Consider the following 13195-nt stretch of genomic DNA (forward strand, 5'->3'; position numbering starts at 1 on the left):
GCAGAAAAGGAACATCCCTTTTAAATTACTTTTTTAATGACAAGATAAAGTCTTTATGTCTTGCGACAATTCTCTCTTTTGCTAATCTAAGCTTTTTTCGGTTTTTATTGCTTGTTAAATAAAATTCTTTGTTTTCAATCGTTTCAGCTAGTTTCTCCGTATTGGTTAGTAACGTATAAGGTAATTGGTGGACAGAGGCGGCGAAATCTACACCCTTTGAGCGATAAGCTAATTGGAAGAACGGGGTACCGCTTGATGCAGAAAGTACATTTGCATGCAGCTTTAAGTTAAGAGAAAAGTGGCAAAGCGATAAGAAAGAATAAATTTGTGAAGCTGTGCAAACTTCTGGAATGAATGTGACTTTTCCTTTCTTCTTTATGCTCTCATATAGTTCCTTGCAGTGAGGGACATCTAAATCCCACATTGGAAAAATAACAATTTGATATCCTTTTTTTAAAAGATTGGTACATGCTTTAATAATTTGATTTTTAAGTTTATATTCATCGTAGCCAAAAAGGATGTTTTGGGTGGTTCCCCAATTGACCGCAATTATTTTTTTATCCTGATCCTGCAAGTATTTACTTTTTATATAGTCGTCTTCTTGGGGTGTAAATAGCATCCCAGAGTCACCAATTATCTGGTAATTACTCGTTGGCGAAGGATTTAAAGTCTTTATATACTTCTGTGTAAGTGGTCCTCTAAGACCTGCGAATGTGGAGTATTCAATCACTTTTTTTATTTTATCTCTATTAATCTCTTTATTATTGAAGGTGGTGGAGGATAACTGAAATTCACCCCTTTTAAAGGATTCAACTGTTTCTTCCGTCATATAATCAATGCCTGTTCCATAGCAATATAGAGGAAGTTTCATTTCGATTGCCTCTAATGCCAAATCGATAAAGAAATTGCCTTGAAATAAAGAGCCTCCTCCTAGAATAACGATATCAAATGGTTTTTCTCCATATAATTCTTTTAGGGTTTTAGAAGAATTAATTGGGTAGGAAAATAAAGTATAGTCTTCGTGAAGCCATCTTTTGCAAGCTTGAGCGAATGCTTCATAACAAACTTCATCTCCAATGTTATTAACGCCCAAATAACCAAGATATAATATTCTCATTGTTCATTGCCCCCTTCCTTAGCAAGAATCTCTTCAATATGATCAAGGAGCTGCTGCGCTCGAACTTGTACAGAATGTTTTTTTCTTACCATTTTATAGCCATTTAAAGCAATTTTTTTCCCTAATGTTTCATAATTTCTTAAATGATATTGTGCCTTTCGCATAAAATTCTCCTCATCGATTTCAATGAAATGAACACCAGGAATGAATCCTAAATCTTTAATCTCTTTTGTGCAAGAAGCTAGTAATAAAGTATTACAAGCTAAAGTCTCATAATATTTCATTACAGGATAATGATAAATGGAATCACAAGTAAAAAAAATCTTTGCTTTGTTCAGTTCTTGTGCAAAGCTGCTCGCTACTTTGAACGATTTCTCATCATACTGTTGGTGTAAATAGCCAGGATGCTCATGATAGGTGAAATTTGATAAACTTTTCATTTGATCAAGAATTTTTTGACGTAATGGATAAATAGTAGGATGGACAGCACCCATCATTAAATAATCAATTGTTTTCGGTTGCTTGAAGTCACTAAATACATCAATATTTACATAATGGGGAAACCATATCATTTTATCTTTAAATTCTGGATACCATTCCAAAAAAGAATCTCTATAATGGGTAAAAATATATTTCACATTATTTTCTTTAATGAATGCTCTTCTTTGATCCATTTGGTATTTTAAATCATGCATGATAATCCCGAACGGAATATTGCAGTCCTTTAGTCCAGTTACTTTTGGTGATCGGGTAGGTCGTAAATCATTTACTAGGATAAAGTCAGGCTGAAAGTTCATTTTCTGTAATGTTTCACTTATATTACCGTCTTCCTCCCAGGTTCTTATATCAACGTATTTTTTTAATTCTTTTGTTAAATAATACGTATTTCTTTCTATCCCATTTTCCCAATTTTTTGTAATAAAAAGTATCTTTTTTTTCTTCTTTAATGTCATCAGCATCATGTCCTTTCCCTAATGTTTACTATATATACTATTCTTGTCCCCCATAAATCGGACCATAGCAAATGGTCCAAATGTTAACTGCTAGTCACCATTTTATGGATTGTCCATATACTATTAAGAGATATGAGAGGTAGGAGGAGCACTTAGATGAGTAAGATTATTCTTTCAGGTTATTATGGAGAACAGAATGGCGGAGATGATGCATTGTTACTAGTATCCTCTTGGGGAAGCCGGAAATTTCTATCTGGGGATAAAATCTATGGGACATGTATACAAAAGCCTGTTCTGCCATTGAATGCAGAAATGGAAGCACTTTTTGTTCAAGAAGAACAAGAACGTAATGAAAACTTACTTCGTTTGTACAGGCATTGTTATGAGAGTGATTTTATTTTATTTGGCGGCGGCTCTGTTTTTCATTCGACAGATAAAATGACAAGAGATAGCGATTTAATCGATTTAAATAGAGGGAAAGGAGCAGCTGCAATTGGGGTATCCTTTGGACCATTTAGAGATTCGGCTGCTGAAGGTGCATGTAAAAAGCTTATCGAAAAATTTAATTATATTGGCTGTAGAGATGAAGAAAGCTATGAATTAATTCGTTCTTTCTCTTCCGATATAAATGTAGAATTAACATTTGATTTAGCAGTCCTTTTACCACTTGTAGTTGGTGAAAATTTTAATGGGTTGCATGCTAGAAAAGGTTTAGGAATTTCCTTATGTCACTATGAGAGATATATTGGTGGAGATACAAGTATTGAAAAGACGAGAATGAAAAAAATAGTCAATGTTTTAAATGGACTTAACCAGGAGGAAATAGAAGAGTTAGTCTTTATTGATTTTAATGGCCATCCTCTTTTTGGAGATCAAGACATTCACCGTGAAGTCATCGACCAATTACACACAAAAATTCCTATTAAGCATCTGTCTTATGATAAGGATCCAATAAACACTCTTCGAACCATTGCCTCCTTAAAAGGATTGATTGGGATGAGACTTCATAGCTCTGTATTTGGCTATATTACAAATACACCGACGATCATTCTTTCTTATCATCCTAAATGTGATGGATGGGCCAAGCAAATTCAAGCAGATAAAGAGTATATTATTCCATCCCATTCCTTTGAAGAGGAAAGTATATGGCATGCTCTTGAACAAATTATAGCTGGCCAATATAGGTATCCAAAACTATCGATAAAGGCTGCACAATCACTAGCGATGAAAAATTGGGAGGGTGCAAGATGGTCGCTGTCTCAGTAGTTATTCCGCTATATAATAAAGAACAATATATTGAACGAACAATTATATCCATTCTTTCGCAAACATTTCAAGATTTTGAGATTATTATTGTAGATGATGGTTCAACAGATGGCAGTGTTGAAAGAGCGGAAACTTGGGCCGACGATCGGATTAAGGTACTTAAGATGGAACACAAAGGTGCCTCAGCAGCTAGAAACAAGGGGATACTTGCCGCTACCGCTGAATTAATTACGTTTATTGATGCAGATGATGAGTGGAAACCTGGTTTTCTTGAGAAAATTATATATTTAAAAGATAAATATCCTGAATGCGGTGCTTATGCAACAAGCTATGAAATCGTTCTGCCGACAAAAAAGAAAATAATCCCATCTATTTATCAAACGCCTGAAAAGTGGGAAGGGATATTTACAAACTATGTTGAAAAAACATTAAAGGATTTACCAATCATTTCTTCTGCAATCGCAGTCCGAAAGCAAGTTTTTGATAAAATAGGTTTATTTAAAGAAGGAGAGCCTCTTGGAGAAGATCAAGATATGTGGTTACGAATTGGGATGAACTATTCGATTGCCTATATCAATGAAAGCTATGCCATTTATTATCGCGGGTTAGAAAACAGTGTATGTATGGATTTGACCATATTAAATCGCTATCCGATCATTTATTCGTTAGAGAATTTGCTTCATAAAGAAGAAGTTCCTTATATCGATTTGTATTTGTCAAAATTAAAATTGGACTATAGTAAAAGATTACTAGAGGCAAATAAATTAGATTCTGCTTGGCAAGAATTGCAGTATACAAAAGCAAATATATATAAATGGCAAAAAATAAAACTTTGGTTATTCTACTATTGGAAAAAAATCAGCAATAAATATAGTTTTACCCAAAAAAATATAATAAAAAATGCCCGTAAGTTGTAATCTAAGGAAAGAGAAGCCCCATGCTAAAATAAGCAGGGGCTAGTAGTTATTTATGGTAATTGCTGAAAAATTGGGAGTTTGGCTGAAATTATCTTAGTTTGGCTGATATCCCTGCAGTATTGGCTGATATTTTTCAAGTTTGGCTGATTCCACCCGCGCTTTGGCTAATAAATTCCATAGTTTGGCTGAAAAGCCGCTCGCAGAGGCTGAAATCCGTCTCACATTAGCTATTAAATCCAAAGCGGCTGATAAATTCCTCACTTTGACTGATATAATATTATATTTTGGTTTATTGACCGTATATAAACCAACTTGAATTTAAATGTTAGCTTCATTCATCGCAACATAACTATCCAAAAATAATCATCCATAAAGAATCATCCAAAAATAATCATCCATAAAGAATATAACTTAGAAAACAATCTATCTTATAACTTATTTTCTTACTTTGATTTATTCCACAAACGAATACATTCGTAAAGAAAAGTAAATGATTAATTTGTAAGAAGGCAACTTTTTTTCTCTAGACCCACTGCTTTCTTTTCTGCTAATATGTTTAAGTTGACTTTTTAAGTGTATTGAAATTTTTGGAAAATAAAAGAGGTTGATGAGATTTGGGATCGAGAGAATTGCTAGCCAAACGAGTAGCTTGGATTAGTGTAATTAGTAATATTATTTTAACAATTGGGAAAATAATAGTGGGTTGGATAGGGAATAGTGATGCGGTTTTTGCCGATGGGATTCACTCAGCTGCAGATGTGTTTGCCTCTGTTCTTGTTTTAGTCGTTATTAAAATTGCGAATAAACCGGCAGATCAGGAACACCCATATGGACATGGTAAGGCAGAAATAATTGTATCTGGTATTGTTGGTATGATTCTTTTATGTGTCTCTATCTACTTGGTATATGAAGTAATAATTGGGTTATTCCATCCCATCACAACACCAAGTATGATTGCAATGTGGGTTGCTGTTATTTCTTATATTTCGAAAGTGCTATTATATCGATATAGTAAGAGGATTGCGAAGGAACAAAGCAGTAAAGCAATTGAAGCAATTGCTTATGATCATAAGGCTGATATTGTGGCATCCATTGCAGCAGCAATAGGTGTTCTTTTCTCTATCCTTGGAGAAAAGTTGAATATACATTTATTTCTTTATGGAGATAAGATGGCAACGATCATTGTTGCTTATTTGATTTTTAAAATTGCGAAGGAAATGGTAAGTGAAGCTTTTGATATTTTACTGGAGCGGAATATAGATTTGGCAATTTTAGCAGAGTATCATGACATAATTTCTTCATTTGCTGAAGTAAAGCGAATTGACCGACTCCGTGCTAGAGAACATGGTCACTATATATTAGTCGATTTACGTATCTCAATCGATTACGATAAAACCATTAAGGAAGGTCATGATTTATCTAGAAAAATAAAAAAGAAATTAATGGCAAAGCACGATAATATTAATGAAGTGCTAATTCATTTGAATCCATATTTTAAGGACTAGCATTCAGTTGTTCCTTTATATTTAGCTTTCATATTAACCACTTGCATATGCAAAAGCAATTACTTTTTAAATAGAACTAGGTAGTAACTAAACAAGGTCATGAAAAAGTGTTGTTCTCACATAAACGCTTTTTCAATGACCTCTTTTAATAATTCCAGACTTCTTTTAATGAAAATCGAAATAGTTCATTTAATTGTTCGGTTGGATCTTCCGAATTTTTTTGCAACCCTTTTGCGTACGCTTCTAGCTGGTAAATCTCACTTTCTAAGAATGTATTAATAAGATTGATTCGTGGTTCGAGTGATAATTCTTCGCCAGATTTTTTTCTTTCTAATAAAGTTATAATACTTGTAAGAAGGTCACCAGCAGGGATAAGTTCTTGTACTAATGTTTCGAATTCCATTGGCGGAACCGTTTGGTATATTTGAGTCCACTTTGCTGCTAAAATTGGCCTCAATACATAAAAATATTTTTTGATTTTAACTGTATCTCCTTGTAGGTATTCTCGAAAATTTCCTTTTGCCATATTTAAATAATGATAGATAATGGAAGCAGGCGAGAATATTTCTTTTTCTAGTTCTTTCATTTTATCGATGGTTGAAAAACGCTGATAATATACCATATTAGAGCGTAACCATTCTAATAACGGGGGATTGGACTTGCGAAAAAGCTTAAGCGTTTTAGTTAGTTCCCAGCCGCTCATATCTAATAAGGGATCAACAGGGATTGATAATGAATCATGGTTTGGAATCTCGATTACATCTCGGCCGCGATCAATCGATAAGTACCAGTTTGGCTGATGAATATAAATAAACCGCACATCATAATCACTATCCTTGGATGGAAAGCCCCATGCCCGACTTCCGGATTCACATGCATAAAGCACCTTTATGTTAAATTCCTTTTCCGTTTGGTCAATCACTTTTCTGATATGGTTTTCCAAAGGCATATACCTCCAATTGATTTTTGCTCATTTTACCAAAAAAATCAGCGATTTACCATATTAATCTGCAAAATGATAACGTTCTCATGTACAATGATAGGGAGTGCTTATTTTGTCTGACTATCCCTTTAGGGAGTAGTTGGGGGAAAGGAATAACAAGGAGGAGGAAGTACAAGTGAGGAATATACCGATTGCCATCCAAATGTATACGTTAAGAAATGAGTGTGAGAAGGATTTTCGCGGAACCCTCCGTAAAGTGGCGGATCTTGGATTTCAAGGAGTAGAGCTTGCTGGATATGGGGGAATTCCTGTAGCAGAATTAAAGGAATTATTGGATGAACTAAATTTACGAGTAGCAGCATGCCATGTACCATTAGTTGATTTGGAGAGCGATCTTTCTCAGGTTATTCAAGATCAATTAGTATTAGGGAGTAAATTTTTAGTATGTCCCTATCTTTTACCAGACAAAAGAACAGAAGCGGATTATCAATCACTAATTGCTTTCTTGAATATGGCAGGAGCAGAATGTCGAAAAGCAGGGATATCTCTTTGTTATCATAATCATGATTTTGAATTAGATACATTGCGTGATGGAAGAACGGCATTAGCCACGATAATGGAAGATACAGATCCTACATTAGTTTTTGCAGAACCAGATGTATACTGGCTTTCGAAGCGAGATTATGACCCAGCAAAATGGATTGATACATATAAAGATAGAATGAAGCTTATTCATTTAAAGGATATGACAACAGATGAAGAACAATTCTTTGCTGAGGTAGGTACAGGAAGTATTGATTTTCAAGCAATTCTTGAAAAAGGAGAGGACGCAGATATCCAATGGTGGATTATTGAACAGGATGCAACTAGAAGAACTCCATTGGAAAGCATTGAAATTAGTTTGCGAAATCTAAAGGAAATGTTAACGGACCGGAAGATATAAACTTAACTAGAATAAATCAGCGGGGATTTTTCCCCACTGATGAAATTTACCTTTACCTATTCTCTAAGTAAGGGCATGGAACAACAACGAAAGGACCCACCAGATTTAATGATTTCGGAAAAATCAACCTCGAGTACTTCATACCCTCTTTTTTGCAATTCTTTATTAACCCCTTCATTCATAGGTAAACTAATTACCTTTTTGTTGCCAATGGATAATACATTTGTACCTAATGTTTCTTGCTCTTTAGCGCTTACGTGAATAAAATCATATCGTTCTCGCAGTAATTTTTCTTTTTCTTTATGAAATTCTCCTGGAAAAATTAATCCCTCTGTAGGAGAAAGAATATTAAAGACACAATCTAGATGGAGATATGTATCCGTAAACGGGACAGCTATGACATCATAAGAAGGCATCAAGGTCTGCAAATGGCGGATAGCTGCTTCATTTGTACGCTGACTGATGCCTGCAAAAATTGTTTTCCCGTCAATAATCACATCGCCGCCTTCAATAAAATTGCCTTTAATATCTGTATAAGTGATTTCTTTTTTCTTTAAATAATCTATTAAAACTCTTTCTTCTCCGTGTCTAGCATCTCGTGCCATTTCTGCCACAAAGATCTGACTTCCTAAGGTGAATCCGATATCTCTTGTAAAAACCTGTTCATGGTATTTTTCTTCTGCTGGAAGAAGGATTATTTCCACTCCATTTTTTTGCAGAGTTTCTATAAACATTTCATGCTGTTTTACAGCAAGTTTTTTATCAATATTTTTCTTTGCATGTTTTTTTTGAATATCATTTATAGGGACTTTAATAGCCATATATTCAGGAGAAACTAAGACTACTGTTTTTAATGGATCATATTCATTGGAACAATTTATTTTCATGATAAAACCCTTTCCATTATAGTATAGAAAATAGTTTTTCCTGAATGGCTTATTTTATGAAAGAACTTGTGCAATCATTTTTTGGGGATGATGATGTTCATGAAGGAAATGAAAACTACAATTGTAAGGAAAAGCGGTAGAAATGGCATTCATAGAGGGGATGAAAACCATATTGGCAAGAAACCCTGAAGGAAGTGGTGTTCATCAGGGAAATGAAAGTCATAATTGCAAGGAAAAGCGGTAGAAATGGCATTCATAGAGGGGATGAAAACCATATTGGCAAGAAACCCTGAAGGAAGTGGTGTTCATCAGGGAAATGAAAACCAGAAATGCAAGGAAAAGCAGTGGAAGTAGCGTTCATGAAGGAAATACAAGCCATAACTACAAAAACAGCCAGTAGAAGCAGCATTCATCCCACTATAATAGCTAAATCAGAGGAAAAGAAGACAGACAAAAGCCAGTGAAGAACCCTTCACTGGCTTTTGTCATATAGCATTAGCTTTCGTCAATATCTTTACGATTTTTCTTAAATAGTTTGGAAAGAACTTCATAAACAATAGGGACGATAACAAGTGTTAACAAAGTAGAACTGATTAAACCACCAATAACAGTAATACCAAGGTCTTTAGAGATTAATCCACTACCACCAGAACCAACTGCTAATGGAATTAATGCACCAATTGTTGCAATAGCTGTCATTAGAATCGGACGAAGACGTGTTGATCCTGCTTCAAGAATCGCTTCACGCATATTCATTCCATCTCGTTCCATATGAATGATTCGGTCTACTAATACAATGGCATTCGTTACAACAATACCAATTAACATTAAGAGCCCCATCATTACCGAAACAGAAATGGTTTGACCTGATAGGAACAATCCGACAAATGAACCGATAACAGCGAATGGTAAACTGAATAGAATCGAGAATGGGGCAACCCCTTCACGGAATGTAACAACAAGGATAAAGTACACGATCGCAACAGCAGCAATCATAGCAATACCTAACTGTGTGAATGTTTCATTCATATCTGCAGTTACACCCGCAACTCCCATTGTAACGCCTTTTGGTAAGTCGATTTTATCGATTTCTTTATCTACTTCATTTGTTACTTTCGAAACATCATCACCAAGGATTTTTCCTGATACAGTTGCATAGTATTCACCTTTACTACGAGAAAGCGTATTTAGAGTAGTTCCTTCTTCTACATCCACAAGCTCTGAAAGTGGCATTGTTTGCCCTGTAGCAGTTGGAATTTCAGTGTCTAGCATATCGTCGATTGATTTCGGCTGTGCTGATTTTACTTGTTGGACAATAACATCAAGCTCCTCACCGTCTTTTTCAATCGTTGTTAATACATCTTTTGAATTGTTAGGGCTTAGTGTCGCAAGGAGCTGACCAGCTGTTAACCCATATTGTAATAATTCTTCCTGATTTACTTTAAATGTATATTCTACATAAGCATCTTCAGCTGTTGTAGTAACATCTTCTAAACCATCATTCTTTTTTAACACAGATTCTACTTTTTTCACTGATTCATTCAGCTTATCTAAATCTTCACTATAGAATGTATAGCTGACTTCATTCGTTGACATCCCGGTTGATGAGAAGTCTTGGGATTTCCATTCGCCAGATTGATCGAGATTTGTAATATATTCCTCAATTTCATCACGAACTTCAGGGAAGTTTTTCATATCTTCATCAAAGATTAGGTACATAAGTGCACCGCCAGCTCCCATGCCCATCATTGCGCTTTGTGCATCAGCTGTATCATTAATCGATAATTGAACGATATCGATATCTTTGCGGTCAAGCATTTTTTCTTCTACTTCTGTAACGTTCTTTAATGTCTCATCCTTTAGTTCACCAGTTTCTGGAGTGTAGGTGATATACATCGTTTTTTCTTCTTCACTTCCTAGGAAGCTAAAGCCGATTAAAGGAGTGAGGGCAACACTTCCAACTAATAAAATAACAGCGATAAGGGAAGTGATGATTTTATGATTAAGTGCTTTTTCGAGAATACCTTTATACCAAGTTGCCAATTTACCAGCTTCTTTATGATTACTTTCTGTTTTCTCACTATATAATTTTTTCTTAAATAAGAAATGAGAAAGTGCTGGAACGATTGTAATGGCAACAAGTAATGATGCCCCAAGAGAGAACGCCATTGTTAAGGCGAAAGGACGGAATAATTCTCCAACCATGCCTCCAACAAACATTAATGGAGCAAATACCGCAACTGTTACTAAAGTAGAAGACAGGATTGGTTTGAACATTTCAATCGTTGCTTCTCTAATAAGCGCGCGGCCAGTTAATTTTTCTTCTTTCAGGTGCAAGCGTCGATAAATATTTTCCACGACAACAATGGAGTCATCAATTACCCGCCCGATTGCCACCGTAATAGCACCTAGCGTCATAATATTTAACGTGATATCCATCCAGTTTAATAGCAGTAATGCCATGAAAATAGATACTGGAATGGAAATAATCGAGATAATCGTTGATTTAAAATCACGTAAGAATAGTAAAATAATTAATACGGCGATTAAACAACCAAATACTGCTTTTTCAACCATGGTAAACACAGATTTTTCAATCGGATCTCCTTGGTCGAGAGAAACATCAATTACTAAGCCATCAATGTTTTTTTGCTCATCTTTAATTAAATCTTTTACACTGTTAACAACATCAACAGTGTTTGCTTGTTGACCTTTGACAATTTGGATGGCGATTGCATCTTTACCATTTGTACGAGAAACTGATTCCACTTTCCCAACTACTTCAATTTTTGCAATATCGCTAAGTTTTACGAATGGGGCAGGATTTTGTTCAGATGGAGTGACAGGAATAAGCATATTCTTTAGTTCTTTTTCTGTCATAAATTTCCCGTCAATTGCAACTGCTTGTTCGCCTTCTTCAAACTCGTAAAGTCCTAAAGAAACTGCTAAGTTACTCGCTTGAATCATATCTTTAACAGTATCTTCCGTTAAATCTAATTGCGCCATTTTTTCTTTGTCATATGTTAAATCGACTTCTTCAATATGCTGACCTGTGATAGTTGCAGAAGCGACACCATCAATCTTTTCGATTTTTGGAAGAATGATATCTTCCACAGTTGATGTTAATTCGGTAATGTCTTCTTCTGTACTGCTGACACTTAACGCTACAACTGGCATCATATTCATACTGATTGCTGTAATTGTAGGTTCCTCTGCATCTTCAGGTAAGGTGACATTATCCAGAGCGGATTGTAAAGCTCGTTTTGCTTCATCCATATCTGTACCATATTCATATTCTAGTTGAACATTTGCCATGTTCGAATAAGAATTTGAATAGACAGCTTTAACATCTTCCAGATTTTCTACTACTTTTTCTATCGGCATGGATACTTCTTCCATCACCTTCTCCGGAGTAGCTCCCGGGTAAACATCCATTACGGTTAAGTATGGAATAGAGATATTTGGTATGGTTTCCATATTCATCCTTGTACCAGAATAGATACCTGATACAGTAATAATAATGGTTAGTAACCAAACCGCAAGCTTGTTACCTAACACAAAATTTACTAAACCTTTCATAATACACCTTCCCTTTATTGACTAATCTAACTCATTTACTTATAATAAATGACTAAGTAGTCATATGTCAATCAATAGTACATAGGAGAGAATGAGATGACAAAAAAACAGCTGATTATGGAAAAATCGATAGAGTTATTTGCAAAACAAGGATTTGCGGCTACTTCCGTTCAACAAATAACGGAACATTGTGGGATTTCTAAAGGGGCCTTCTATTTATCCTTTAAGTCAAAGGATGAATTAATTATGGCTTTAGTTGATTATTTTATGGAACAGTTCATCGCGAAACTTGACTACGCAGTCAATCATGTGGATGATATTCTTTATCATTTTTATTACGAAATATTATATACATTTAAGGAAAATTCTAGTTTTGCGACATTGTTTATTAAAGAGCAAGCGCTTTCGTTTAATGATGAATTTATTCGAAAGTTTACTTATTATGATCATTTACTGGAAAAAACAATCGAGCATATGATTGGAAAAGTATATGATTCATCCAAACAAGCAATCAAGTATGATTTAGTATTTAGTATTAAAGGGTTTCTTAATACTTATACGCATATTGTATTAAACCATAATAAATATATTGATTTTGATTTACACAGGCTTGCAAAATCGCTTGTAGAGAAAACAGACATTATAGCTTCATATACAGAATCACCATATTTTACAGAAAGTATCTATCAGTTGCTGCACCAGTCCGTTATTGAAGAAAGTGCGACAAAAGAGGATTTGCTGCAACATATAAAAGGGAAAATGGAAGAAGTAGATGATCATTATGTGAAAGAATCGCTTTCTTTACTTATAGAGCAGTTGGAAGAGAAAACATTGAACTCGGTTTTACTAAAAGGATTGCTTGAAAACATTCGACATCATCGTGACTGCATTTGGTTATCCTATTTATTATTCCAATATTTTCAGCTTCATCCGAGTCATAAACAATAGATATATTTTAAAGATGAGTTCTTTACAGGATTCATCTTTTTTTATTTAAAGGATTTCAAAGCAATCAAGGAATTGTAGCAAATAAAATAATTATTGATTAAAGTGAAAATATACACTAAAATTGAAATAAATCATTT

Annotated in this window: 11 protein-coding genes; 5 read left to right on the forward strand and 6 right to left on the reverse strand. The window is 34.6% G+C overall.

Annotation, left to right across the window (positions count from 1 at the left end; translation table 11 throughout):
- Nucleotides 1-25: 25 nt before the first annotated feature.
- Nucleotides 26-1117: a polysaccharide pyruvyl transferase family protein gene (locus tag NSQ89_RS04270; protein WP_047945045.1), complete on the reverse strand. Its 1092-nt coding sequence runs from the start codon at nt 1115-1117 to the stop codon at nt 26-28.
- Nucleotides 1114-2070, reverse strand: coding sequence for a glycosyltransferase (locus NSQ89_RS04275; RefSeq protein ID WP_341132289.1), 957 nt, complete (start codon nt 2068-2070; stop codon nt 1114-1116). Before NSQ89_RS04275 ends, NSQ89_RS04270 begins: the two co-directional genes overlap by 4 nt.
- A gap of 156 nt (nt 2071-2226) precedes the next feature.
- Between NSQ89_RS04275 and NSQ89_RS04280 the strand changes: the two genes are divergently transcribed.
- Nucleotides 2227-3336: a polysaccharide pyruvyl transferase family protein gene (locus NSQ89_RS04280; RefSeq protein WP_047945043.1), complete on the forward strand. Its 1110-nt coding sequence runs from the start codon at nt 2227-2229 to the stop codon at nt 3334-3336.
- Nucleotides 3318-4253 carry a glycosyltransferase family 2 protein gene (locus tag NSQ89_RS04285; RefSeq protein ID WP_053215825.1) on the forward strand — a complete coding sequence of 312 codons (936 nt, stop codon included), beginning with the start codon at nt 3318-3320 and terminating at the stop codon, nt 4251-4253. The genes NSQ89_RS04280 and NSQ89_RS04285 overlap by 19 nt, the downstream gene beginning before the upstream one ends.
- Nucleotides 4254-4346: 93 nt before the next feature.
- On the opposite strand, the gene NSQ89_RS04290 is transcribed toward NSQ89_RS04285, so the two are convergent.
- Complete coding sequence (locus tag NSQ89_RS04290; RefSeq protein ID WP_341132290.1) at nt 4347-4475, reverse strand: hypothetical protein; 129 nt, start codon at nt 4473-4475, stop codon at nt 4347-4349.
- Between the two features lie 392 nt (nt 4476-4867).
- Here NSQ89_RS04290 and NSQ89_RS04295 point away from each other — a divergent pair, with 392 nt between their 5' ends.
- A complete protein-coding gene (locus tag NSQ89_RS04295) occupies nt 4868-5758 on the forward strand; it encodes a cation diffusion facilitator family transporter (protein ID WP_047941390.1) in 891 nt (296 codons plus the stop codon).
- 145 nt (nt 5759-5903) lie between these two features.
- Here NSQ89_RS04295 and NSQ89_RS04300 read toward each other — a convergent pair whose 3' ends face one another.
- Nucleotides 5904-6701 carry a nucleotidyltransferase domain-containing protein gene (locus NSQ89_RS04300; protein ID WP_047941391.1) on the reverse strand — a complete coding sequence of 266 codons (798 nt, stop codon included), beginning with the start codon at nt 6699-6701 and terminating at the stop codon, nt 5904-5906.
- Between the two features lie 175 nt (nt 6702-6876).
- Between NSQ89_RS04300 and NSQ89_RS04305 the strand changes: the two genes are divergently transcribed.
- Nucleotides 6877-7644 (forward strand): sugar phosphate isomerase/epimerase family protein, encoded by a 768-nt coding sequence (locus tag NSQ89_RS04305; RefSeq protein ID WP_095257888.1) that lies wholly within the window; start codon nt 6877-6879, stop codon nt 7642-7644.
- A 56-nt stretch (nt 7645-7700) separates the two neighbouring features.
- On the opposite strand, the gene NSQ89_RS04310 is transcribed toward NSQ89_RS04305, so the two are convergent.
- Complete coding sequence (locus NSQ89_RS04310; RefSeq protein WP_047941393.1) at nt 7701-8531, reverse strand: dimethylarginine dimethylaminohydrolase family protein; 831 nt, start codon at nt 8529-8531, stop codon at nt 7701-7703.
- Nucleotides 8532-9026: 495 nt separating this feature from the next.
- A complete protein-coding gene (locus NSQ89_RS04315) occupies nt 9027-12110 on the reverse strand; it encodes an efflux RND transporter permease subunit (RefSeq protein ID WP_341132291.1) in 3084 nt (1027 codons plus the stop codon).
- A 96-nt stretch (nt 12111-12206) separates the two neighbouring features.
- Here NSQ89_RS04315 and NSQ89_RS04320 point away from each other — a divergent pair, with 96 nt between their 5' ends.
- Nucleotides 12207-13058 (forward strand): TetR/AcrR family transcriptional regulator, encoded by an 852-nt coding sequence (locus NSQ89_RS04320; protein ID WP_047941395.1) that lies wholly within the window; start codon nt 12207-12209, stop codon nt 13056-13058.
- Nucleotides 13059-13195 lie beyond the last annotated feature (137 nt).

Origin of the sequence: Niallia sp. FSL R7-0648, assembly GCF_038007005.1 — a bacterium.
Lineage (GTDB): Bacteria > Bacillota > Bacilli > Bacillales > Cytobacillaceae > Niallia > Niallia circulans.

Coding starts and splice junctions, on each gene's coding strand:
- NSQ89_RS04270 (WP_047945045.1), bottom strand. CDS start 1,117: ATGAGAATATTATATCTTGGTTATTTGGGCGTTAATAACATTGGAGAT.
- NSQ89_RS04275 (WP_341132289.1), bottom strand. CDS start 2,070: ATGACATTAAAGAAGAAAAAAAAGATACTTTTTATTACAAAAAATTGG.
- NSQ89_RS04280 (WP_047945043.1), top strand. CDS start 2,227: ATGAGTAAGATTATTCTTTCAGGTTATTATGGAGAACAGAATGGCGGA.
- NSQ89_RS04285 (WP_053215825.1), top strand. CDS start 3,318: ATGGTCGCTGTCTCAGTAGTTATTCCGCTATATAATAAAGAACAATAT.
- NSQ89_RS04310 (WP_047941393.1), bottom strand. CDS start 8,531: ATGAAAATAAATTGTTCCAATGAATATGATCCATTAAAAACAGTAGTC.
- NSQ89_RS04315 (WP_341132291.1), bottom strand. CDS start 12,110: ATGAAAGGTTTAGTAAATTTTGTGTTAGGTAACAAGCTTGCGGTTTGG.
- NSQ89_RS04320 (WP_047941395.1), top strand. CDS start 12,207: ATGACAAAAAAACAGCTGATTATGGAAAAATCGATAGAGTTATTTGCA.